We start from the raw sequence: 21813 nt of genomic DNA, 5'->3' as shown, positions 1-21813 counted from the left end.
ATCCACCGTGGCGCGCCTCAACACCGTTTCTGCCTCACCAGACATCACCCGCCCAGCGGATCAGGGTGTGGCGCCGGCCGTACCCCAGCGCGAACCGCCGAAGGAGGCCAGCGCCTTGTCCTTGAGCTCTCTGAACTTCGACGACGCCTCGGCCAGCCGGGCGTCCCAGGCGGGATCCGGCACCTGGCCCGCAATGGTCTTGAAATAGACCTGCATCAAGCAGGCGATGGCGAAGGGTTCAATGAACGCCGCCTTGAATGCCCAGGCGAAGACGATGGCGAGCACAAAAGCCCAGCCGGCGAGCTGACCAGGCATCAGGAACAGAATTGCGCCAGCAGGCGCCAGCATCATCAGAAAGATGATGAATGACACGCCCCACATGATGACCGCCAGCCAGACGGCGTTCTTGACCATGACCTTGCCGTTCTGGGCATACAGCACGACGCCTTGGCGCGCCGTCTCGAACGGCGAGGCTGAATTGATGCGGATGTTGTAGCCGAGGATGATCTCGTCCACATAGGTCAGCGACAGGCGGATCACGGTGTTGATGAAGGAGACCAGGCCGCTCAGGCCCGGTATCGGCAGGAAGGCGGCGATACCGCCGAGCAGGCTGGTGATGGCGCGGATGGCACCCTTGACGAGTTGGTCGACGACGAAAAGGGTGTTGGCCTCGGCAAAACGCTGGGTCACGATATCCCTGGCGTAGGCGATCTGGTCCTGACCGCCGGGAATGTCGCGGCCGTCGATCAGATGAACCATGACGGCGATGTGGCCGGCCTTGACGATGTAGAGGATGTATTCGCGGATCCAGTAGACCGCGATCGAGACGATGCCAAACCCGACCACGCCGCCCCACAGGGCAAAGGACATGGGCCCGTCGGGATCGGTGGAGATATGGCCGACGCCATAGCCGACCGAGGCACCGGTGCCGGTCGCCATGATGTAGGCCAGTGTGATGCCGAAATAGACGATCATGCGAAAGACGATGAACGGCCAGGTCCGCATCATGATGGACACCGACCGGCCGATCTCGAAATCCCACATGTGCCCCGAATCTCCGCCTCAGAGATGGTGGAAGAGGATGGGCTCAACCCGGCGATTGTCAATTGCCGGCCCTTGACGCCGAAGGGCAACGAATTCGGGCTGACGGTTTTCTTTCGGAGCCTTTCGCCGGCGCGCGGCTGACGGAGCATCAAACGAAAAACCCGCCTGTGCGGCGGGTCACTGGCGCAAATCAGCACCATGGACGAATATATACCTTAGCTGAGGTCACCGAGTCAAGAAAAAATTCCTATCGGGAACAGCTGCCGGGCACGAAAGCTCCGGTGGGAACTTCAATTCGACTGCGGGTCCGGCTTCTTGAGCAGGCCTTCGAGCAGTTGCTTGAACGCCGTCACCACCTTCTTCGACGTCGCTTCGGGGTCGCTCGAATTGGCGATCCGTTGCGCTGCCTGGCTGCTCGCTCCGTTGATCAATCGCGAGGCCGTCTCGGGGTCGAGGCTGGAGACAACGACCCCCTCCTCCTGCAGCGCGGTCAGATGGTCGGTCATTGAAGCGATGCACGCACTGCAATTCGGCCATTGCGCTGGATCCCCCAGCACGGCCGGGCCATCCCGGAACATGATGCGCTGGATTTCCGGCTCCAGCGCCATCTCGATATAGGTCGAGCATTCGTCGACGAAATGTTGCCAACGGGTCGGCGCTCTCGACGCGACCTCATTGATGCGCGCCGCCATCTCGCCGTCAATCTGGGCTATGACCGCCTGCAACAGCCCCTTCTTGTCGCCGAAATGATGATAGAGCGCACCGCGCGTCAGCCCGGCCGAAGCGGTGAAATCATCCATCGAGGCTTCCGCATAGCCTGTTGTGCCGAAGGCATGACGGGCCGCCGCAATAAGCTTTGCGCGCGTCTCGGCGATCATCTCCTTGCGGGGTTTGTGCATGTGTCCTGGACCTATTCACATACGATTCGTATGCTAATTGACATACGCGGCGTATGCTCTATCTAATAATCATACGCTCCGTATGTAATTGTCCAATCGTCCTTTGTCGAGGAACCAACCGATGCAAAATCCCTATGCGGAAATCTTTCGTGCCCCCGGCGCCAAGGGCTTTGCGGCCGCCGGCTTCCTAGCGCGCCTGCCGATCGCCATGGCGCCCATCGGCATCGTGGCGATGCTGTCGCAGGCGCGCGGCGAATACTGGCTGGCTGGAGCCGTCTCGGCGACATACGCGCTGGCCAACGCCTTCGTCGCGCCGCAAATATCGAGACTGGTGGACCGCCTGGGCCAGACACGAATCGTCGTGCCCACCACTATCATCGCGGTGCTGGCTTTCGCCGTCCTCATAGCGGCGGCCAACCAGGACTGGCCGGTGTGGACGCTGTTCGTGTCGGCACTCCTGGCCGCCGCCATGCCAAGCATACCTGCGATGGTGCGGGCGCGCTGGACAGAGATTTTCCGAGGACGACCGCAGATGAACACCGCATTCGCCTTCGAGTCCGTGGCCGATGAACTGGTCTATATCGCCGGGGCATCGTTATCGGTCGGCCTGAGTGCCGCCCTATTCCCGGAAGCCGGCGTTCTGGTGAGCACATTATTTCTCGCATTCGGATCAGCGGCCTTCATCCTGCAACGCTCGACCGAGCCCCAGGTGCGGCCGGTCGACCATAACTCAAGCGGCTCGGCGATCCGCCTGCGGCCGGTTCAGATCATCACGCTTGCCCTGATCTTCGTCGGCGCAACCTTCGCGACGACGGAAGTGACCACCGTGGCGATCACCAAGGAGCTTGGCCAACCCGGCGCCGCCAGCCTTGTCATCGGCGTTTATGCGCTGGGATCGTTCGTGCTCGGCATCATCGTCGGCGCGCTCAGCCTGAAGGCGCCGCTGCAACGCCAGCTCGCCATCGCAGTCGCCCTCGTCGCGCTCGGCACGCTGTTGCCGCTCGCCGCCGACACCGTGCCGCTGCTGGCGCTGACCGTGTTCATCAGCGGTGTGGCGATCTCGCCGACCTTCATCACGGCCTTCGGCCTGATCGAGCGGCATGTGCCGGAAGCGATGCTGACCGAAGGCATCACCTGGGTCATGACCGGCATCGGCATCGGCATGGCGCTGGGCTCGTTCGCGGCCGGCGCGGTGGTGGATGCGTTCGGTGCACCGAACGGGTTCTGGGTGTCGGTGGCTTCAGGCACGATCGCGCTGGCCACGGTGCTGCTTGGCCAACGCAGCCTTGCCACGACTGAGTGCGAGATGGACGTATGTGAAGCGGCCGCGATTGCCGCGGAATAATCAGATAGCGCCCGGTTTCGAGCCGGGCGCTAGCTGCCTAGAGGATCTCGGTCTTGGCGATGTGGATGCCAAAACCTTCGAGGCCGACATAGTGGCGTTCGCGCGAGGCGATCAGGTTGATCGAGGAGATGCCGAGATCCTTGAGGATCTGCGCGCCGAGCCCGATCTCGCGCCACTCGTTTTCGCGGCGGCGAGCCTCTTCGTGATCCTCGCGGTCGCCGCTGGCCGGCCGTTTGCGTTCCTGATGCGCAACGCCGACGGAGCCTTCTCTGAGATAGACGATGACGCCGCGCCTGCGCTCACCCATCGCCTTCATGATGGCGTCGAGCCGGTGGCTGGTGCCGAAGACATCGGTCACCACATCCTCGGAATGCAGACGCACCGGGACCTCCTCGCCGTCGCGGATGTCGCCGAAGACTATCGCGACGTGATGCATGGAGTCCCACGGCAGCGTGTAAGTGAAGACCTGTGCCTTGCCGCCGAGCGTGTCGATTTCCGAGCACGCGACGCGTTCGACCAGAGTTTCCTTGCGCTGCCGGTAGGCGATGAGGTCGGCGACCGAAACCTGCTTCAGCCCATGCTCCTCGGCGAAAGCCTGCACCTGAGGGCCGCGCTTGACGGTGCCGTCATCATTGACCAGCTCGGAAATGACGCCGACCGGCGGCAGGCCGGCGAGCTTGCACAGGTCGACCGCGGCTTCGGTATGGCCGGAGCGCATCAGCACGCCGCCTTCGCGCGCAATCAAAGGGAAGATGTGGCCGGGCCGGACGAAATCCGAGCCACCGACATTGCCGTTGGCAAGATTGCGAACGGTCAAAGTGCGATCTTCGGCCGAGATGCCCGTGGTGGTGCCATGCTTGAAATCGACGCTGACGGTGAAAGCCGTGGTGTGGGCGGAATCGTTGTCGGCGACCATCGGCGCAAGGTTAAGCCGCTTGGCTTCTTCGCGCGGCATCGGCGTGCAGACGATGCCGGACGTGTGGCGAACGATGAACGCCATTTTTTCGGGCGTGCAGTGGACGGCGGCGACGATCAGGTCGCCCTCGTTCTCGCGCCCGTCATCATCCATGACGACGACGATCTCGCCGCGTTCGAAAGCACGCAGGGCTTCGACGATTTTTTTCTGGTCGTAAGGCATGGGTACTCGCTTCGCTCGCAGGGGAATAAGGGAGTAGGGCAGTACGGGAGTAGGGGAAAAGCAAAAAGATTTGGCCGGCCGGACTAAGAGCGCAACATATTGCCCTATTCCCCTATTCCCCTATTCCCCTCCCCGTCTGTCCCCGATGCCGCAGATAGTGGTCGGCGATCGCACAGGCAACCATTGCTTCGCCGATCGGCACGGCGCGGATGCCGACGCATGGATCGTGGCGGCCCTTGGTCATGATCTCGACGTCCTTGCCGTCCTTGTCGATCGACTTTCGCGGCGTCAGGATCGACGAGGTCGGCTTGACGGCGAAACGGGCGACGATCGCCTGGCCGGTCGAGATGCCGCCAAGGATGCCGCCGGCATTGTTGGACAGGAACACCGGCTTGCCGTCATTGCCGATGCGCATCTCGTCGGCATTCTGTTCACCGGTGATGCGGGCGGCCTCGAAGCCGTTGCCGATCTCGACGCCCTTGACCGCGTTGATCGACATCAAGCCGGAGGCGATGTCCTGATCGAGCTTGGCATAGATCGGCGCGCCGAGGCCTTGCGGAACGCCGTCGGCGACGATTTCGATCACCGCACCGACCGAGGAGCCCGCCTTGCGGATGCCGTCGAGATATCTGGTGAAGACAGGAACGGACGCCGGATCGGGGGTGAAGAACGGATTTTCGGCATCGCCGATGAAATTCCAGTTCCAGTTGGCGCGGTCGATGGATTTTTCGCCCATCGACACCAGCGCGCCGCGCACCACCACGCCCGGAACCACCTTGCGCGCCAAGGCACCGGCCGCCACCCTGGCTGCCGTCTCGCGGGCCGAGGAGCGGCCGCCGCCGCGATAATCGCGCACGCCGTATTTCACGTCATAAGTGTAGTCGGCATGGCCCGGCCGGTATTGGCGGGCGATCTCGCCATAATCCTTTGAACGCTGGTCGACATTCTCGATCAGCATCGACACCGGCGTGCCGGTGGTGATCATCGTCTCGCCGTCCTCGTCGAAAATGAAGCCAGACAGCACCTTCACTTCATCTGGTTCGCGACGCTGCGTCACGAAACGTGATTGCCCCGGCCGGCGCTTGTCGAGTTCGACCTGGATATCGTCGCGCGTAAAGCGGATGCCAGGCGGGCAGCCGTCGACCACGCAGCCGAGGGCGGCGCCATGGCTTTCCCCCCAGGTGGTGACGCGGAAAAGGTGGCCGAACGTGTTGTGAGACATGGAAAGTGCCCTGCCCGGCAGCGGAGCCGGCTGAAGCCTGCCTTCTATTGGCGTTTTTCGCAGTGGTCAAACTGTCATCCCAGCCGTTTAAGTTTTGACACATTCGGCTGGTTTCTGCTTTCTTCGATCCGCCGTTGAGTATCCGCCGCCGCCGTGCCGGTGCAATGATAAAGAGGAACGATTATGCGTACCCTGATTGGCGCCGTTGCCGCCACGCTGCTGCTTTCCACCGCCGCTTTCGCCGGCCAGACCGAAGGCCTGATCAAGAAGATCGACAAGGACACGGCGACGCTGACGCTGGATGACGGCAAGTCCTACAAGCTGAACGCCGAGACCGATCTCGACGCGCTGAAGCCGGGCATGGACATCGTCATCGCCTACGATGTAACCAATGGTGAAAACATCGTCACCGACATGGAACTGCCGGACAGCTCTGCCAACTAGAGCTTCCAGTAAAAATCGGGCGGTGGCTCGCCCTCAGAGGTGGGCTTACAGCCATTCCAGGCTCTTGCCTTCAAGCTTGAGCAGACGATCCTGCGGTATCTCCAGGTTCGCCGCCTCGGCCTCGGCAATGCCCAGCACAAAGCGAAACAGGGTCCGCATGACGCCGCCATGAGTCACGCAGATCGACTGGCGGTCGATCGCGTCGAAGCATGGCCTCACCCGTTCGAGCAGCATCTGATAGCTCTCGGCGCCTTCGCCGGGGGGCTGAAAGTTCCACTTGTCCAGAGCCCGCGTCATGCTCGCTCCGGGATACCGTGTCTCGAGTTCGGGAAAGGTAAATCCCTGCCAGTCGCCGAAATTGACCTCGACGAGGCGCGGATCGGTTCGATAGGCACCCGGATCGAGCTTCATCGCAGCGCGAATACGCTGCATCGTTTCGCGCGTCCGTTTCATCGGACTGGCGAGGAAATCGAATTCCCAGGGATTTGGGACCAACGCGGCTAGCCGAAGCCCGTTTCCGGTCGCCTGCTCGCGGCCAAGAGCGTTGAGATCGGTGTCGGCCTGCCCCTGAAGCCGCATTTCGGCGTTCCACGCGGTCTGGCCGTGGCGCGCGATATAAACCAGCGGGTACATCAGGTCTTCCGGTGCGGGATCGGGACGGACGACGGTTGGCCGGGTGTTAGTCCTTGACCGTCGAAATATCAGGCGCGTCGACCGCCTTCATGCCGACGACGTGGTAGCCCGAATCGACGTGATGCACTTCACCGGTGACGCCGCGCGACAGGTCGGACAGGAAATAGACGCCGGAATCGCCGACTTCCTCCTGCGTCACCGTCTGCTTCAGCGGCGAATTGTACTCGTTCCACTTCAGGATGTAGCGGAAATCGCCGATGCCAGAGGCCGCAAGCGTCTTGATCGGGCCGGCCGAAATGGCGTTGACGCGGATCTTCTTGGCGCCGAGGTCGACCGCCAGGTAGCGCACGCTGGCCTCGAGCGCCGCCTTGGCGACACCCATGACGTTGTAGTGCGGCATGACCTTTTCGGCACCGTAGTAGGTCAGCGTCAGCAACGAGCCGCCATTGGTCATCAGCGCCTCGGCGCGCTTCGCAATGGTGGTGAAGGAATAGACCGAAATGTCCATGGTGCGCAGGAAATTGTCGCGCGTCGTCTCGACATAACGGCCGGTCAGCTCGTCCTTGTCGGAGAAGGCGATGGCATGGACGAGGAAATCAAGCTTGCCCCAATGTTTGGCGACATTGGCGAAAACCTCGTCCAGGCTCGCCGGATCGGTGACGTCGCAATGGCCGGCGACAAAGGCACCCAGTTCCGCCGCCAGTGGCTCGACGCGCTTCTTGAACGCCTCGCCCTGATAGGTCAGCGCGATCTCGGCGCCATGGTCGACGCACGACTTGGCGATGCCATAGGCAATCGACCTGTTGTTGGCGACGCCAAGAATGAGGCCGCGCTTGCCGGCCATTAGGCCCTGTCCACCCGCCATGTCAGCGCTCTCCGCAAGATTTCAGCTTTGTGGGTTGCCCTATCGCACAGGCACAGAGCCCCTTCAAGCGCTCAAACCGGACAGTTCAGGGACAAAAGCCGCCGATCAGCCTTTTTGGCTGCGCAACAGCGCTTCGAGCGCGCTATCACCGCCTTCCGGCAGCATGATACGCACGTGGGCATAGAGATCGCCGTGACCGCCGGCCTTTTCCGGCAGGCCCCTGCCCTTCAGCCGCAGGACCTTGTCGGAGCTCGACCAGGCAGGAATGTTGACCGCAAGCCTGCCGGTCGGCGTCTCGACCGGCACCTTGGCGCCGAGCACCGCATCCGCCAGCGCCACCGGCAGATCGGCGTGCAGGTCGCGGCCCTCGATGCGGTAGCGTGGATGGCGGCGCAGATGGATCTTGACCAGCGCGTCGCCTGGCTGGCCCGGCCCCTGCTCGCCTTGGCCTTTGAGGCGGATGGTCTGGCCATCCTCGACATAGGCCGGCAGCTTGACCGCCACCTTGCGGCCGTCGGGGAACATCGCCGTCACCTTTTCGGCGGTCGCCGCTTCCTCGATGGTGACGTCGAGCGTCACGTTCAGATCGGCTGCTGTCGCCTGCTGGCGGCGATCGCCCGTTCCGGGACCGCGCGCGCCCGAAAAAGTGTCGCCAAAAATCTGGCTGAAGATGTCGCTGTTGCCGTCGAACGGATCGCCACCCGGTCGGCCAGAGCGGAATTCGAACCGCGAACCGCCCGGACCTTGCTGCCGGCGGAAGCCGCCGAAGGGATCGCCGCCACCGGCAGCGCCCTCAAAGCCTTGGAATCGCGGCTTGCCGTCGGCGTCGATTTCGCCGCGATCGAAAGCGGCGCGATTCTTTTCGTCGCCGACGATCTCATAGGCCTGGTTGGCCGCGGCAAAACGGTCCTTCGCCTTGGGATCATTCGGGTTCTGATCCGGATGATGCTTCTTGGCGAGTTTCCGGTACGCCGACTTTATGTCCTTGGCCGATGCGTTCCTGGCAACGCCCAGCACCTCATAGGGGTCGCGCATGCTTACTGCCCTGGAGTAGAGTTGAGTCTCTGGTTGCCTCCTATATGCGCTCGCATAGGAAGAAATTCCAGTGCTGGAGCAGCATATCAGACGCGGAAAATCAGAGTGCCTTGAAGTCCTGCATGCGCCAGCCACCGGCGCTGGCCAGGCACAGTTCGCCTTCGAACATGGCAACGCCGTCAAAGCTTTCGCGCGAGGCCTTGAAGCGGCGGCAGGTCTGGCCGTTGTCCTTCAATTCCGCCAGATCGGTGATGGAACCGCGCGAGCCGGTATCGGCATTGGCCCATGGGACGGCCTGCCCGCCGAGCTGCTCAATGTCGGCCGAGGAGACTGCATTGCCGATCGTCGTCTGGTCGGAGTCGCGATCCAAATTGGCCGGCGCGGCCGAGGCCGACGTGCTGCTGGTCAGAATCGAGCGGTCGACTTCGGCTTTTTCCAGGCTGAAGCCGCCGGCGCCACACGCGGCAAGCGGCAAGGCGACCGCCACGATCGCGGCTTTCGCGCTGGCCGAAGCGATAACGCTCCATTGCCTGCTGTCAAAAGCTTGCGCGATACGCGACAATCGGCAGCCTCCCCCTTGCTTCGTTAAGAATCTTGGTTTTGTAAGAATCTTGGCTTCGTGACAATTTGAGAAAAACTATGAGTGACACTGAGTTAACAAGCGGTGACTTTACCGAGGCTGCCGAGCCGTTTCGCCTCTTTGCCGCATGGCTGGACGACGCAACGAAAAGCGAGCCGAACGACCCCAACGGCGTGGCTCTGGCGACCGTCGATGCCGACGGCATGCCGGATGTGCGTATGGTGTTGCTCAAGGGATTCGATGAAGGCGGGTTTGTCTTCTACACGAATTTCGAGAGCGCCAAGGGCCAGGAGATTCTTGGCAGCATGAAGGCGGCGATGTGTTTCCATTGGAAGTCGCTGCGCCGCCAGGTGCGCATTCGCGGACCGGTGGAGATCGTCAGCGACGCCGAAGCCGACGCCTATTACGCGACGCGGCCGCGCGGCAGCCGCATCGGCGCCTGGGCCTCGAAACAGTCGCGACCGCTGGAAAGCCGCTTTGCGCTGGAAAAGGCGGTGGCAGAATACACGGCACGCTACCCGGTCGGCGAGATCCCGCGGCCAAAGCACTGGTCCGGCTTCCGAATCGTGCCCAGCACCATTGAGTTCTGGCACGACAGGCCGTTCCGGCTGCACGACCGGCTCGTTTTTACGCGCAGTGCGAAGGACGGCTGGGACAAGACACGGCTTTATCCCTGAGGCTCAGGCCTTCTTTCTCGTCATGAACGCGGTGAGCGCAGCGCGGGCCTCATCGGACTTCAGCCGCTCGCGAAAATGCTCGCTTTCCTCGCCGATGCGGGCGACGAGGTCGTCTCGCGAGCCACGCATCAGGTCGCGCGCGATCTTCAGCGCCTGCGGCGGCTTGGCCGCGATCTGCCCGGCCGCCGCCAGCACCGAGGCCTCCAGCGCTGCTTCCTCGACCACCTCGTAGATCAGGCCGGCGGCCTTCGCCCGTTCAGCCGAAAAGCCTTCGCCGAGGCCGAGCAGCGCGAAGGCACCCTGCTGCCCGAGGATGCGCGGTGCCAGCAGGCTCGATCCCGCCTCAGGCACCAGGCCAAGGTCGACGAAAGGCGTCCTGAACACGGTGCGTGGCGTGGCGAAGGTCAGGTCGCAATGCAAATTGAGCGTGGTGCCGATGCCGACCGCGATGCCATCGACGCCGGAGACCATGGGTTTTTCGACCTTGGCCAGGGCCATCAGGAAATCCCAGACTTCGGTGCCGCCGTCGCCGCCGGTGGCGACGACCATGAAGTCGGCAAGGTCGTTGCCGGAGGAGAAAGCGCCGGGCACGCCGAGAAAGACGTGGGCGCGGATCGCCGGGTCGGCGTCGCCTTCGGCCAGGGTTTTTGACATTTTCGCATACATGGCGCGCGTCAGCGCATTCTTTTTGTCCGGCCGGTTCATGCGGATAATCTGGATGGCGCCCTGGCGCTCGACGAGGATATGGTCTGTCACGGTGTTTTCCTTGTGAAACGTCAGGCGGAGACGAGCGTCTTGCCGGCAGCGGCGAGGCTTTCGGCGCCATCGATGACGCGCGCCCTCAAGGCGCTGACCTCGCCGAGCAGGTTTTCGGCAAAGAAACGGCAAAGCGCTATGCGGTTGTGATCGGCAAGAGCACCGCGCGCCAGATAGGCGCCGCCGGCGGCAAGCGAGATCAGCCTGAGATAGGGCGTGGCGCCTGCCAGCGCCTCTTCCGACCGGCCATCGGCCGTCAGTTTTTGCAGGAAGCGGGTCGCTTCGCTGAGATCGCCAAGTGCCGCGTCGAGAGCGTCGGCGGTGCGGCCGAAACCCTGCATGTTCGAGGTCCGCACCGCTGCGGCCATACCAGCCAGTTCGGCGATGTAACCATGCACATGGTCGCCACCGCCGAGCGGCAGCTTGCGCATCACCAGATCGATCGCCTGGATACCGTTGGTGCCCTCGTAGATCGGCGCGATGCGCGCGTCACGATAGAAGGCGGCCGCTCCCGTCTCCTCGATGAAACCCATGCCGCCATGAACCTGGAGGCCGAGTGAGGCAACTTCGACGCCGATATCGGTCGAGAACGCCTTTGCCAGGGGCGTCAGCAGATTGGCACGGTCGCGCCAGTGTGCCGCCTCGTCACCGGCGGAGACTCGGGCCATGTCGATGGCGTGGGCACAGGAATAGCTGATGGCGCGTGCGGTTTGGGTCAGCGCCTTCATGGTCAGCAGGTTACGCTGGACATCGGGGTGATGGACGATAGGCGCCATACCCGTGCCAGTGTAGCTCGTGGCCTTGCCCTGCCGGCGCTCATTGGCATAGGCGATCGCCTTCTGTGTTGCGGCTTCCGCGACCGCTACCCCCTGCATGCCGACACAAAGCCGCGCATTGTTCATCATGGTGAACATGCAGGCTAGCCCCTTGTTCTCCTCGCCGATCAGCCAGCCGACGGCGCCGGGTTCGGCACCTTCGAAGCCGTCGCCATAGATCATGGTGCAGGTCGGTGAGGCATGGATGCCGAGTTTATGCTCAAGTCCGGAACAGAAGACGTCGTTGCGCGCGCCAAGCGCGCCATCGTCGCCGACCAGGAATTTCGGCACCAGGAACAACGATATGCCGCGCGTGCCGGCCGGCGCGTCGGGCAGCCGCGCCAGCACCAGATGGATGATGTTGTCGGTGAAATCGTGCTCGCCATAGGTGATGAAGATTTTTTGGCCGAAGATGCGGTAGCTGCCGTCACCCGCCGGCTCGGCGCGGGCGCGCAAGGCGGCGAGGTCCGAACCGGCTTGCGGCTCGGTCAGGTTCATCGTGCCCATCCAGTCGCCGGAGACGAGCTTTTCGAGATATTTGGCCTTGAGGTCGTCGGAGGCGTGTTTGTCGAGCGCCTCGACCGCGCCCATGGTCAGCGTCGGGCCGATGCCGAAGGCCATGGCGGCGGAGTTCCACATTTCGAGCGCGGCCACGCCGAGCATGGTCGGCAGCGCCTGGCCGCCATATTCCGCAGGCCCGGAGAGCGCGTTCCAGCCGCCATCGATCCAGCGGCGATAGAGTTCCTTCCAGCCGGGCGGCGTGGTGACGGCGGCGCCCTTCAGCACCGCACCCTGCCGATCGCCGATCGTGTAGAGCGGTGCGACCTCTTCGGTGGCGAAACGGCCGGCCTCACCCAGAACGGCATCGACCAGATCCTCGCCGAGATCGCCGAAGGTGCCGGCATCGAGCGCCGATTTCATGCCGGCCACGTGCTTGAGCGTGAAGGCGATATCCTCGACCGGTGCCCTATACATGCCGCTCACTCCTCCTGATGCATCGGCCCGCCCAACCCTAGAGCCGGTGCCGCTGCAAAACCATCCGCCCTTTGGGCGGTCTCCCATCTTCTTTTTACGTAAACGTCAAATTTTGTCACGCGGATTTTGCAATCGCGGCGGCGCGTATTAAATTCAATCGACGCCGGATCAAATCAACCGGCGACAGATCAGAACCCGCCGACCGGAACCGTGCCATGCTTGCCAGACCCGACGCCTATCGCTGCATCGAATGCGGCCTGCCCTATCGAGCGGAGGGGTTCTGTTACCATGGGGGCAGACTGGACCACGGTGCCGCCTACTGGTCGGATCGCGGCATATTGTGCTCCCCGCAATGCTCTCTGGCCCATCACCGCAAACGCGCCGCCGAAGGCACGCTGCGGCAAGAGCCCGCGCCCGATCCGTTTGGATTCTAGCCGCTGATGCGACGCCAGCTTTTCTGAAGCCGTGTCTCCCGCCGAAGCAAATCCTTAACCATGACGGTTCAGGATTTGCCTTTGATCAACGGGGATTCCCTGTTTTGAAAAGGACGGTGCGCCTTCTTCGCCGCACAGCGCTCCTCGCTCTTGCGGCGACGATGGCGCTTTCGACGGCGGCAACGGCCTCGGATTTTTCCGAGCCGTGGAAGAACGCCGACCGCGCTCTGGTCGTCGATGCCTACGAATACAATTCCATCGACTGGGCCCAACTCGCCACCGACAAGCGGGTCGTCGGCTTCATCAACAAGGCCTCCGACGGCATGCCGCCGTCCTATTTCTGCCTGGGCAACGACATTGAGGTGAAGCTTTGCAAGGCGCTGTGGAAACGTCATGCGGTGACGCGCGAACTGTTCCAGACGCGCCGGGTGGTCGCCAAGGCACTCGGCCTGAAATGGGGCGCCTATCACCTCGCCCGCCCCGGCAATCCGGTCGAGCAGGCCAACAATTTCCTCGATTTCGCCGAGCCTGCGCCGGACGATCTCATGGCTCTCGACATCGAGGGCAATGATCCCTCGCAATGGATGTCGCTCGACGATGCCGAGGAGTTCGTACGCCATGTGCATCGGCGCATCGGCCGTTTCCCGGTGCTGTACACCAACGGCAAGACCGCCCAGTACATTGCCGACAACAGCTACCGATACCGGCTCCTGTCGCGGCTGCCGCTCTGGTATGCGCGCTACACCAACGACATCGACGTGCATTTCCCGATGGGCAACTGGCAAGGCTACGCACTTTGGCAGTTTTCGGCGCAAGCCAATTGCGGCCGTTTCCGCTGCCCTTACAGGGTTGCCGGCACGCCTAACGACATAGACGTCAATGTCGCGCCGACAGACGCCGCCACGCTGCGCGCGCAATGGCCGTTCGGTGGGCTTATCGACGTGCCGCCGGACTATCTCGCCTCGATACCGCTACCGGTCTCACGCGAGGCCGGCCTCGCCGGCAATGTCACCATCACCTATGCGTCAGTGGCCGCGCCGCCGACTTTCGAGGACATGGTTGCAGCGTTGGGCACACGCTGGTCCCGTTTCCGCGACGGCTTCCGCATGCCAGTCGTGAAGACGGTGCCCCGGAGACCGAGTTTCGGCATTGTCCAATATGTCGCCTGGAAGCGGACCGAGCGGCGTTCGCCCGCACAACTCGACGCTGCCTTTGCCTTGTCCGATCCGCTCAGCACCGCTTCCACCGAACTCGATCGCGGCCAGCGGTGAGCCAACGCGGAACTTCAGGTTCCCTGTTCGCGCGCCACGGCCTGCCAGCCGATATCGCGGCGGCAGAACCCGTCCGGCCAATCGATGCGGTCGAGGGCAGCATAGGCTCGTTTCTGTGCCTCGCCGACCGTGGCGCCTGATGCCGTCACGTTGAGGACGCGGCCGCCATTGGCAACCAGCGCGCCGCCATTGATGGCGGTACCGGCGTGGAAGATCTCGACACCGTCGCTCGCCGCGTCTTCGACGCCGCGGATGACCGAGCCTTTTTCCGGCGTGCCGGGATAGCCTCTCGCCGCCATCACCACGGTGAGTGCCGCCTCGTCGCGCCAGCGCACCGAAGTATGCGCAAGCTGGCCGTCGGTCGCCGCGTTGAGCAGGACCAGCAGATCGTCCTTCAGCCGCATCATCAGCACCTGGCATTCCGGGTCGCCGAAACGGGTGTTGTATTCGATCAGCCTCGGTCCCTTGTCGGTGATCATCAGCCCGGCAAACAGCACGCCGGAGAACGGCGCGCCAAGTTCGGCCATGCCGCGCATGGTCGGCTCGATGATCTCGCGCATGGTGCGCTCGACCAGTTCCGGCGTCATCACCGGTGCCGGCGAATAGGCGCCCATGCCGCCGGTGTTCGGACCGGTGTCGCCGTCGCCGACGCGCTTGTGATCCTGCGCGGTGCCGAAGGGCAGCGCAGTGGTACCGTCGCAGAGGCAGAAGAAGCTCGCCTCCTCGCCGGTCATGAATTCCTCGACCACAACTTCCGCGCCGGCGGCGCCGAAGGAACCATCGAAACAGGCATCGAGTGCTGCCTGTGCTTCACTGAGCGTCATGGCGACGGTGACGCCCTTGCCGGCAGCGAGCCCGTCGGCCTTGATGACGATCGGCGCTCCGGTCTTTTCGACATAGGCCTTGGCCGAGGCCAGATCACTGAAGCGGCCATAGGCGGCAGTCGGGATGTCGTAGCGGGCACAGAGGTCCTTGGTGAATCCCTTCGAACCTTCCAGCTGTGCGGCAGCCTTGGAGGGACCGAAGACGCGGATATTTTCGGCGCGCAGATCGTCGGCAATGCCGGCGACCAGCGGCCCCTCCGGACCGACCACCACGAGGTCGATTTTTTTCTCCCGGCAGAACGCGGCCACGGCGGCGTGGTCGGCTAAATCCAGCTTCACCAGCTCAGCCTCGCTGCCGATGCCCGGGTTGCCGGGAGCCGCATAGAGCTTTGTCAGCAGCGGTGATGCGGCAATCTTCCAGGCGAGCGCATGTTCGCGGCCGCCGGAGCCGAGAAGAAGAACGTTCATGGCCACCTCTTGATGCTGTCCCTAAAAAAGAACCCGCTATTGCTCTCTGCAGGACGGGTCAAGGCATCAGGGTGTTTAGATCGCGATTGCGCACGGGAACGTTATCCCCCGCCGAAAATGGCAGCGGACACCGCCGCCGATTTTCTGGCGATTCGACTAGGCGGAGAAAACCACCGGAAACCAGTCCTCGCGTAGCCTCTGTCCCGGCTGCATGCCATGGCCATGATAGGGCGGCGAGGTGCGGCCCGGCCGCTCGACATAGCGCGCATCGTCACCGACCCAGCGCAGCGACAGCGCCCGGCGCCGCGCCGCGGTCATATTGCCACGGGCGCCGTGCGCGGTCCTGAAGTCGAACAGGATGGCGTCGCCCGGCTCCATTTCCCATTCGAGCACCTTCATCGACGGATCCTTGTCGGGATCGGGCACCGGCAGATAGTCGCCCTCGCCGGCATAAAAGTTGCTATCGTCGAGCCAGCGCACCGGCAGGATCATCTTGTCCCATTTGTGCGAGCCGGCGATCAGACGCAGCGTCGCTTCCTTCACCGGGTCGATGGGTATCCAGAAGCTCACCGTCTGCCGGCCATCGACGAAATAGTAGGGGATGTCCTGATGCCAGGGCGTCGGCTTCTGCGTGCCGGGCTCCTTGACCAGCACATGATCGTGGAAGAACTGCGCGGTGCGCGACTGCATCACCGCAGCCGCCAGTTCGGCGGCTGGCGAACCCCGCACCAGACTGACGAATTCGGGGATGCGCTCCCAGTTGCAGTAGTCGTCGAAGAAACTGCCGCGGCCGTTGGCGATGTCGGATGCGGTGGCGCTGCGGTTCTGCATGTTGCGTTCGATGCCGGCGGCAATCGTGTCGACCCAGCCCTTGAAGGCGCCGCGAATGCAGACAGCGCCGTCACGCTGATAGTCGGCAATCGTGGACGCGCCGATCATGGTGGCGTCGAGGGTGGCAGTCTGGGAAGCCATGGCGTTCTCCTCTTGGAATGAAGCCATTATCGCAATATCAATTCATTCAGTAAAATAATAACTTTCCATCCGACATATAGAGTACTCCTATGAGTGTGACCCTCACGCAGCTGCGCTATCTGGTTGCCGTGGCGCGTCACGGTAGCGTCACCGGCGCGGCAAAGATGCTGAACGTCTCTCAGCCGTCGATTTCGGTGGCGATCGACGCGGTCGAAAAGAATTTCGGCCAGAAGCTGTTCGTCCGCCAGCGCGGAAGCGGCGTGTCGCCGACATCGTTCGGCCGCGCCGTCGTGGCCAAGGCAAGGCAGGTTCTCACCGAAACGGACGAACTCGTCGGCCTGGGTTCAAGCAAATCGGCTGTCAGCGGTGAGTTGGTGCTGGGATGCTTCGAGGATCTGGCGCCTTTCTTCGCGCCGGCTTTGATCCGCGCCTTCTCCGAACGCTATCCGGCCGTCAAAATCGTCGTTCGCGACGAGACGTTCGAGACCCTGGGACGACGGCTGGGTGATGCGGCCATCGATCTCGGCCTGACTTATGATCTCAGCCTGCCGACGCATTTCGCCCGCATCCTGCTGCGCGAACTTCGCCCGCACGCGCTGTTGCCGGCAGGCCATGCCCTGGCGGACCGGCCAATGGTCAGTCTTGCCGATCTGGCCGCCTATCCGCTGATCACGACGGACCAGCCGCACAGCTGGCAGCACATGCTCGACCTGTTCCGCAGCCGCGGCCTTTCGCCGGTGGCCGATACGACGACAAGCTCGTTCCAACTGCAGCGGAGCATGGTCGCCAACGGATTCGGAGTCGCGGTCAGCTACACCCGCCCGCACGGCGACCGCAGCTATGACGGCCTGCCGCTCATCTGCAAGCCGCTGTCCGATCCGCTGCCCATGCAGCGGATCCTGCTCACCTATGACACGCATCAGCGTGTGTCGAATGCAGCGCTGGCCTTCGTCGAGGTGGCCAGGGACTGGTTCGCCACCCGCGACATCTTTGCCTCGTGAAAGGCTGACGTGCACCACTCTCCCGCTTGCCGCTTGACGGTTTCTGCCGCTGCTGCCACTCCATGGACATGGAAAATATCCAGTCGAAAGCGGCCCAGGGCCGTGTCGCCGATGCGCCGAACGGCCATTGGGTCTACCGCGTGCTGCCGCGCTCGATATGGCCCTATGCGCAGCTTGCCCGATGGGACAGGCCGATAGGCTGGCAGCTGCTGCTGTGGCCGTGCTGGTGGTCGGCGGCCTTGGCGGCAAGCGCCTATCCGCGTCCCGGCGACCCGCTGCTCTCACTGCTGCCGGCACCAGTGTATCTCGTGCTTTTCCTGGTCGGGGCCATCGCCATGCGTGGCGCCGGCTGCACCTACAACGACCTCGTCGACGAGGACATCGACAGCCAGGTGGAGCGCACGCGCTCGCGACCGCTGCCGTCGGGCAAGGCGACCCGCCGGCAGGCATGGCTGTTTCTCGTCCTGCAGGCCCTGGTCGGCCTCGTCGTGCTCATCCAGTTCAACAGCTTCGCCGTCCTGCTCGGCATCTGTTCGCTGGCGGTCATAGCCATCTATCCATTCATGAAGCGGATAACCAACTGGCCCCAACTGGTGCTTGGCCTTGCCTTTTCCTGGGGCGCGCTGATGGGATGGGCGGTCGAGTTCGGCGATCTCGATGGGCCTGCCATCATGCTCTATATCGGCTCGATCCTGTGGGTGATCGGCTACGACACGATCTACGCGCATCAGGACAAGGAAGATGACGCCATCGTCGGCGTGCGCTCGACGGCACGCTTGTTCGGCGACAACACCAAGTCGTGGCTGGCAGGGCTTTATGGTGGCGCGCTGATCTGTTTTGCGATCGCCTTCGCGTCGGCGCAGGCGCCGGTGGTGGCGCTGGCCGGGCTGATTGCCGCCGGCGCCCATATGGCGCGGCAGATCGCGGTTCTGGATATCGACAATCCGGACCAATGCCTGCGACTGTTCAGGTCGAACAACCAGGTCGGCTGGCTGATCTTCCTCGGCCTGATCGGCGGCGCTGTGTGGGTGGCGCTGAAGCCGCTGGTTTAGCGGCTTCCCGTCTCAGCATTCCCAGCGGGATCATGCTCAGTCGCGCGAAATAATCTCCTGGCCGTCGATGACCAGCCTGAGACCGAGGGCGCCCGCTCTGCGGCGAGCGAGGAAACGCGGGCGGCGCGTGTTCGAAATCCGCCCCTTGCGCCTATCCTGCGGCGGCAGCGTCTTGATGGCGGCGCCGAGCGATTCTTCCAGGGTGCGGGCAACGCCGTCCGATTCGATCAGCAGCATCGGCAGACGGTAAGCGTCGGCCCAGGCGCGCCAGTCGGCTGCGACATCGTCGAGATCGTCGGCCACAAGCAGCGGCACCGACAGCATCGGGTCGTTGTGCAGGAGTTCCAGGGTCACCGTGACATTGCCGTCCGGGTCTTCCATGGCGCGGGCGGCAACGCCGCGGAACGCATTGGCGGGCAGAACGATGATTGCGGGCAGGCCGCTCATCTCGAGCAGGCGGCGGATCACGGCGCCGCGCTGGTCGATGGTGAAGGTTACATCGCCGTAGTCGTCGCGAGTCGCGTAGCTCACCACTTGCGGCAGGCGGAATGGGTCGAGACGCATGTTGCGTCCCGCCCAGACTGGCTTCAGTCCGGTGTTCATAGAGTGGCCTTCCTGTCTGTCTCCTGAGAGCCGGTGTCCGGTTCTCTCCGGGCCGGTTTTTCCGGCCTCGTTTGTATGGAGACAGTAGCGCGGGCTCCTTACCGCCCCGCTTAAGAAAGTCGGTTAAATTTTGCTGATCTCAGGGATGGTTATCGGAATCCCACCAGCCACAAGATGTCGAAAGGATCAGATAACCTTACCCGGATTCATGATGCCGGCCGGGTCGAAAGCGGCCTTAACCCTTCGCATCAGATCGATCGCCATCGGCGGCGCGGTGGCGATCAGTTCGTCGCGTTTCAACTGGCCGATGCCGTGCTCGGCCGAGATCGAACCGTGCAGGCTGCGCACCGCATCGTGCACCGCCTTGTTCATGGGATGATAGAGAGCGAGGAACGCCTCATCGTCGCCGTCGACGGGCCGCGAAATGTTGTAGTGGAGATTGCCGTCGCCCATATGGCCGAAGCAGACGACGCGGGCACCGGCGCTCACCGACGCCACGGCGCCGGCAGCCTCCGCGATGAAACGCGGAATCGATGCAATAGGCACCGAAATGTCGTGCTTGATCGAGGCGCCCTCCGGCTTCTGCGCCTCGGGCAGCAGCTCGCGGAAATTCCAGAAGGCATCGCCCTGCGTGAGACTCGCGGCAATGACGGCGTCGCCGACGAATTCCTGTTCAAGGCCGGCCGAAAGCACGTCCTCGATCAAGGCTCTCGAATCCTCCGATGAACGACCGGACGAAATCTGCATCAGCACGTACCACGGCCAGTCCTCGATCAGCGGCCGCACCACGCCCTGGGCATGCGCCAGCGTGAAATCATAGGGCCGCTTGCCGATCAGTTCGAAAGCGGTGAGTGCTGCCCCGGCACGGTCCATGGCCAGGCTGAACAGCGAAAGTGCTGCCTCGGGCGACGACAGGCCGACGAAGGCGACTTCGCGCCCCTTCGGCTTCGGGAACAGCTTGAGCACGGCGGCGGTGATGACGCCGAGCGTGCCTTCGGCACCGACGAACAGGTTTTTCAGATCGTAGCCGGTGTTGTCCTTCTTCAGCTTGCGCAGGTCGTCGAACACCTCGCCGGTCGGCAGCACCACCTCGACACCGAGACAGAGTTCGCGCGCATTGCCATAGGCAAGCACTCCGGTGCCGCCGGCATTGGAGGAAAGATTGCCGCCGATCTGGCAGGAGCCTTGCGCGGCCAGCGACAGTGGAAACAGCCGGTCGGCGGCGTCGGCCGCCTCCTGCAGCGTCTGCAGGATGACACCGGCCTCGACCGTCACCGTGTTGGACAAGACATCGATTTCACGGATGCGGTTCAGCCGCGACAGCGACAGGACGATTTCGCGCCCGGACCTGTCCGGCACCTGGGCGCCGACCAGGCCGGTGTTACCGCTTTGCGGCACGATCGGCGTGCCTGTCTCGGTCGCCAGCCGCATGATCCGGCTGACTTCGTCGACGCTGCCCGGCCGCAGCACCAACGATGTCGCGCCGTGCCAGAGCCCGCGCCGTTCAACGAGGTAAGGCGCGATATCCTGCTCTTCACGCAGCGCATATTTGTCGCCGACGATCGCCGTGAAGCGATCGATGAGAGCGGGATCGAGTGTCTCTGTGATTTCGGTCATGGGGAAAAACTATGTTGCGGGTTGTGGGATGTCACGAGGGGCGGCGGCACGCGACAGCCGATCGTTGATCGCTTCGCCGAGCCCGTCGAAGGGAACCGGCTCGACGGCGATGGTCCGCGCGCCGCTGCGGTCAAGCTCCTGCATATAGGCGAACAGATTGCTCGCCGCTTCGCGCAGGTCACCGGTTTCGGACAAATTGAGGAAGGCTTCGGCGCGGCGCCAGCCTTGCGCCCTCTGGCTGCCGAAGCCGAGCAAAGCCTCGCCCTCGCCGACCGTGCCGGCATGGAGCCGCATCGCAGCACCTGGCGCATAGTGCGAGGCAAGCATGCCCGGCGCCTCGATACCGGCGGTGCCGCCGCGCAACAGCTCCATGCCGATAGCCGCCTCAATCTCCTCGGCGGCGATGCCGCCGGGCCTCAGCAGCCGCAATCTGTTTCCTTCGGCCTTGATGATGGTCGATTCCAGCCCGATCGGGGTCGCGCCTCCATCGACGACCAGCTTGATCCGCGCGCCGAGATCGGCCGCCACCGCTTGCGCGGTCGTCGCGCTGATCCTGCCGGATGAATTGGCGCTGGGCGCGGCAAGCGGGCGGCCGAGCCTGGCGATCAGGTCGCCGCCAAAGCCCCTCGGCATGCGCAAGGCAATCGTATCGAGCCCGGCGGTGACCAGCGGATGGATGCCGTTGCCGGGCCGTTGCGGCAGCACCAGCGTCAGCGGACCTGGCCAGAATGCCAGCGCCAGTTTCCTGGACAGCGGATCGAACATCGCGAGGCGCTCTGCCATCGCCATGTCTGCGACATGGGCAATCAGCGGGTTGAAGCGTGGCCGGCCCTTGGCCTCGAAGATGCGCGCCACGCCGATGCCGTTGGTGGCGTCGCCGGCCAGCCCGTAGACGGTTTCCGTCGGGATGGCGACGACATCGCCCTCCCTGAGCAGCGCCAGCGCCCGCTCCAGCGCCTCGCCCGAGCCAAGTATTTCAGCCACTCTCGTCACCTCACAGATGCGGGGTGCGTAGTACGATGGCGGCCGTTGGGCAAGTCGGCTGTTGGGTAACCGATTGTTGGCGAGCAGGAGCATTGGCGATTTATCAATCCCTAAAATGCTATGTTTCCACGAAAGCCGGCATCAATTCCGGCCTGCTAT

Annotated in this window: 22 protein-coding genes; 7 read left to right on the top strand and 15 right to left on the bottom strand. The window is 63.4% G+C overall.

Annotated features, from left to right (window positions below; translation table 11 throughout):
- Window positions 1-60 precede the first annotated feature (60 nt).
- Together EOA19_RS01585 and EOA19_RS01580 are read right to left on the bottom strand one after the other, a co-directional pair.
- Window positions 61-1044 carry a hypothetical protein gene (locus tag EOA19_RS01585; RefSeq protein WP_245486021.1) on the bottom strand — a complete coding sequence of 328 codons (984 nt, stop codon included), beginning with the start codon at window positions 1042-1044 and terminating at the stop codon, window positions 61-63.
- Between the two features lie 290 nt (window positions 1045-1334).
- Window positions 1335-1943 (bottom strand): TetR/AcrR family transcriptional regulator, encoded by a 609-nt coding sequence (locus EOA19_RS01580; protein WP_027035960.1) that lies wholly within the window; start codon window positions 1941-1943, stop codon window positions 1335-1337.
- Between the two features lie 121 nt (window positions 1944-2064).
- On the opposite strand from EOA19_RS01580, the gene EOA19_RS01575 reads away from it, so the two are divergent.
- On the top strand, window positions 2065-3288 hold the full coding sequence (locus tag EOA19_RS01575; RefSeq protein ID WP_128302485.1) for an MFS transporter: 1224 nt from the start codon (window positions 2065-2067) through the stop codon (window positions 3286-3288).
- 37 nt (window positions 3289-3325) lie between these two features.
- Here the strand turns inward: EOA19_RS01575 and ribB are convergent, their stop codons facing one another.
- Both ribB and aroC read right to left on the bottom strand, forming a co-directional pair.
- Complete coding sequence (gene ribB, locus EOA19_RS01570; RefSeq protein ID WP_127268178.1) at window positions 3326-4426, bottom strand: 3,4-dihydroxy-2-butanone-4-phosphate synthase; 1101 nt, start codon at window positions 4424-4426, stop codon at window positions 3326-3328.
- Window positions 4427-4538: 112 nt separating this feature from the next.
- Window positions 4539-5648, bottom strand: a complete 1110-nt coding sequence (gene aroC / locus EOA19_RS01565) for a chorismate synthase (RefSeq protein WP_128302484.1) — start codon at window positions 5646-5648, stop codon at window positions 4539-4541.
- 183 nt (window positions 5649-5831) lie between these two features.
- Between aroC and EOA19_RS01560 the strand changes: the two genes are divergently transcribed.
- On the top strand, window positions 5832-6092 hold the full coding sequence (locus EOA19_RS01560; RefSeq protein WP_023808632.1) for a DUF1344 domain-containing protein: 261 nt from the start codon (window positions 5832-5834) through the stop codon (window positions 6090-6092).
- A 45-nt stretch (window positions 6093-6137) separates the two neighbouring features.
- On the opposite strand, the gene EOA19_RS01555 is transcribed toward EOA19_RS01560, so the two are convergent.
- The 4 genes from EOA19_RS01555 to EOA19_RS01540 all read right to left on the bottom strand — a co-directional run bounded on the left by EOA19_RS01555 (window position 6138) and on the right by EOA19_RS01540 (window position 9187).
- Window positions 6138-6725 (bottom strand): histidine phosphatase family protein, encoded by a 588-nt coding sequence (locus EOA19_RS01555; protein ID WP_023808633.1) that lies wholly within the window; start codon window positions 6723-6725, stop codon window positions 6138-6140.
- Between the two features lie 46 nt (window positions 6726-6771).
- A complete protein-coding gene (fabI, locus tag EOA19_RS01550; RefSeq protein ID WP_023808634.1) occupies window positions 6772-7590 on the bottom strand; it encodes an enoyl-ACP reductase FabI in 819 nt (272 codons plus the stop codon).
- 105 nt (window positions 7591-7695) lie between these two features.
- Complete coding sequence (locus EOA19_RS01545; RefSeq protein ID WP_023808635.1) at window positions 7696-8625, bottom strand: J domain-containing protein; 930 nt, start codon at window positions 8623-8625, stop codon at window positions 7696-7698.
- Window positions 8626-8725: 100 nt separating this feature from the next.
- Entirely contained in the window at window positions 8726-9187 is a 462-nt protein-coding gene (locus EOA19_RS01540; RefSeq protein WP_023808636.1) for an RT0821/Lpp0805 family surface protein, read from the bottom strand.
- A 77-nt stretch (window positions 9188-9264) separates the two neighbouring features.
- Here EOA19_RS01540 and pdxH point away from each other — a divergent pair, with 77 nt between their 5' ends.
- On the top strand, window positions 9265-9882 hold the full coding sequence (gene pdxH, locus EOA19_RS01535) for a pyridoxamine 5'-phosphate oxidase (RefSeq protein WP_023808637.1): 618 nt from the start codon (window positions 9265-9267) through the stop codon (window positions 9880-9882).
- A gap of 3 nt (window positions 9883-9885) precedes the next feature.
- Here the strand turns inward: pdxH and EOA19_RS01530 are convergent, their stop codons facing one another.
- Together EOA19_RS01530 and EOA19_RS01525 are read right to left on the bottom strand one after the other, a co-directional pair.
- Window positions 9886-10638 carry a crotonase/enoyl-CoA hydratase family protein gene (locus EOA19_RS01530; protein ID WP_023808638.1) on the bottom strand — a complete coding sequence of 251 codons (753 nt, stop codon included), beginning with the start codon at window positions 10636-10638 and terminating at the stop codon, window positions 9886-9888.
- Window positions 10639-10658: 20 nt separating this feature from the next.
- A complete protein-coding gene (locus EOA19_RS01525) occupies window positions 10659-12428 on the bottom strand; it encodes an acyl-CoA dehydrogenase (RefSeq protein ID WP_128302483.1) in 1770 nt (589 codons plus the stop codon).
- A gap of 215 nt (window positions 12429-12643) precedes the next feature.
- On the opposite strand from EOA19_RS01525, the gene EOA19_RS01520 reads away from it, so the two are divergent.
- A complete protein-coding gene (locus EOA19_RS01520; RefSeq protein ID WP_081734729.1) occupies window positions 12644-12862 on the top strand; it encodes a hypothetical protein in 219 nt (72 codons plus the stop codon).
- Between the two features lie 161 nt (window positions 12863-13023).
- Window positions 13024-14133 (top strand): glycoside hydrolase family 25 protein, encoded by a 1110-nt coding sequence (locus EOA19_RS01515; protein WP_128302530.1) that lies wholly within the window; start codon window positions 13024-13026, stop codon window positions 14131-14133.
- 14 nt (window positions 14134-14147) lie between these two features.
- Here EOA19_RS01515 and purD read toward each other — a convergent pair whose 3' ends face one another.
- Both purD and EOA19_RS01505 read right to left on the bottom strand, forming a co-directional pair.
- Window positions 14148-15425 (bottom strand): phosphoribosylamine--glycine ligase, encoded by a 1278-nt coding sequence (gene purD, locus EOA19_RS01510; protein WP_128302482.1) that lies wholly within the window; start codon window positions 15423-15425, stop codon window positions 14148-14150.
- 156 nt (window positions 15426-15581) lie between these two features.
- Entirely contained in the window at window positions 15582-16397 is an 816-nt protein-coding gene (locus tag EOA19_RS01505) for a phytanoyl-CoA dioxygenase family protein (RefSeq protein ID WP_023808645.1), read from the bottom strand.
- 89 nt (window positions 16398-16486) lie between these two features.
- Between EOA19_RS01505 and EOA19_RS01500 the strand changes: the two genes are divergently transcribed.
- Together EOA19_RS01500 and ubiA are read left to right on the top strand one after the other, a co-directional pair.
- Window positions 16487-17398, top strand: a complete 912-nt coding sequence (locus EOA19_RS01500; protein WP_128302481.1) for a LysR family transcriptional regulator — start codon at window positions 16487-16489, stop codon at window positions 17396-17398.
- A gap of 68 nt (window positions 17399-17466) precedes the next feature.
- Window positions 17467-18450: a 4-hydroxybenzoate octaprenyltransferase gene (gene ubiA / locus EOA19_RS01495; RefSeq protein ID WP_164892820.1), complete on the top strand. Its 984-nt coding sequence runs from the start codon at window positions 17467-17469 to the stop codon at window positions 18448-18450.
- A 36-nt stretch (window positions 18451-18486) separates the two neighbouring features.
- On the opposite strand, the gene EOA19_RS01490 is transcribed toward ubiA, so the two are convergent.
- The 3 genes from EOA19_RS01490 to EOA19_RS01480 form a co-directional block, all read right to left on the bottom strand.
- The gene (locus EOA19_RS01490) at window positions 18487-19053 is read right to left on the bottom strand and encodes a DUF6101 family protein (protein WP_023808648.1); all 567 of its coding nucleotides are present in this window, start codon (window positions 19051-19053) and stop codon (window positions 18487-18489) included.
- A 186-nt stretch (window positions 19054-19239) separates the two neighbouring features.
- Window positions 19240-20670, bottom strand: a complete 1431-nt coding sequence (locus tag EOA19_RS01485; RefSeq protein WP_128302479.1) for an FAD-binding oxidoreductase — start codon at window positions 20668-20670, stop codon at window positions 19240-19242.
- 9 nt (window positions 20671-20679) lie between these two features.
- The gene (locus tag EOA19_RS01480; RefSeq protein WP_164892811.1) at window positions 20680-21654 is read right to left on the bottom strand and encodes an L-threonylcarbamoyladenylate synthase; all 975 of its coding nucleotides are present in this window, start codon (window positions 21652-21654) and stop codon (window positions 20680-20682) included.
- Window positions 21655-21813: the final 159 nt, after the last annotated feature.

The sequence above is a fragment of the Mesorhizobium sp. M7A.F.Ca.US.010.02.1.1 genome (assembly GCF_004023085.1).
Classification (GTDB): domain Bacteria; phylum Pseudomonadota; class Alphaproteobacteria; order Rhizobiales; family Rhizobiaceae; genus Mesorhizobium.
The sequence above is the reverse complement of the archived record's forward strand: the minus strand, read 5'-3'. Positions and strand labels throughout refer to the sequence as shown.

Excerpts from the sequence above, each read along its gene's own strand:
- EOA19_RS01515 (WP_128302530.1), top strand. The coding sequence starts at position 13,024 with ATGGCGCTTTCGACGGCGGCAACGGCCTCGGATTTTTCCGAGCCGTGG.
- EOA19_RS01580 (WP_027035960.1), bottom strand. The coding sequence starts at position 1,943 with ATGCACAAACCCCGCAAGGAGATGATCGCCGAGACGCGCGCAAAGCTT.
- EOA19_RS01505 (WP_023808645.1), bottom strand. The coding sequence starts at position 16,397 with ATGGCTTCCCAGACTGCCACCCTCGACGCCACCATGATCGGCGCGTCC.
- EOA19_RS01520 (WP_081734729.1), top strand. The coding sequence starts at position 12,644 with ATGCTTGCCAGACCCGACGCCTATCGCTGCATCGAATGCGGCCTGCCC.
- fabI (WP_023808634.1), bottom strand. The coding sequence starts at position 7,590 with ATGGCGGGTGGACAGGGCCTAATGGCCGGCAAGCGCGGCCTCATTCTT.
- EOA19_RS01485 (WP_128302479.1), bottom strand. The coding sequence starts at position 20,670 with ATGACCGAAATCACAGAGACACTCGATCCCGCTCTCATCGATCGCTTC.
- EOA19_RS01560 (WP_023808632.1), top strand. The coding sequence starts at position 5,832 with ATGCGTACCCTGATTGGCGCCGTTGCCGCCACGCTGCTGCTTTCCACC.
- EOA19_RS01585 (WP_245486021.1), bottom strand. The coding sequence starts at position 1,044 with ATGTGGGATTTCGAGATCGGCCGGTCGGTGTCCATCATGATGCGGACC.
- ubiA (WP_164892820.1), top strand. The coding sequence starts at position 17,467 with ATGGAAAATATCCAGTCGAAAGCGGCCCAGGGCCGTGTCGCCGATGCG.
- EOA19_RS01490 (WP_023808648.1), bottom strand. The coding sequence starts at position 19,053 with ATGAACACCGGACTGAAGCCAGTCTGGGCGGGACGCAACATGCGTCTC.
- EOA19_RS01500 (WP_128302481.1), top strand. The coding sequence starts at position 16,487 with ATGAGTGTGACCCTCACGCAGCTGCGCTATCTGGTTGCCGTGGCGCGT.
- EOA19_RS01525 (WP_128302483.1), bottom strand. The coding sequence starts at position 12,428 with ATGTATAGGGCACCGGTCGAGGATATCGCCTTCACGCTCAAGCACGTG.
- EOA19_RS01555 (WP_023808633.1), bottom strand. The coding sequence starts at position 6,725 with ATGTACCCGCTGGTTTATATCGCGCGCCACGGCCAGACCGCGTGGAAC.
- ribB (WP_127268178.1), bottom strand. The coding sequence starts at position 4,426 with ATGCCTTACGACCAGAAAAAAATCGTCGAAGCCCTGCGTGCTTTCGAA.
- aroC (WP_128302484.1), bottom strand. The coding sequence starts at position 5,648 with ATGTCTCACAACACGTTCGGCCACCTTTTCCGCGTCACCACCTGGGGG.
- EOA19_RS01545 (WP_023808635.1), bottom strand. The coding sequence starts at position 8,625 with ATGCGCGACCCCTATGAGGTGCTGGGCGTTGCCAGGAACGCATCGGCC.
- purD (WP_128302482.1), bottom strand. The coding sequence starts at position 15,425 with ATGAACGTTCTTCTTCTCGGCTCCGGCGGCCGCGAACATGCGCTCGCC.
- EOA19_RS01575 (WP_128302485.1), top strand. The coding sequence starts at position 2,065 with ATGCAAAATCCCTATGCGGAAATCTTTCGTGCCCCCGGCGCCAAGGGC.
- pdxH (WP_023808637.1), top strand. The coding sequence starts at position 9,265 with ATGAGTGACACTGAGTTAACAAGCGGTGACTTTACCGAGGCTGCCGAG.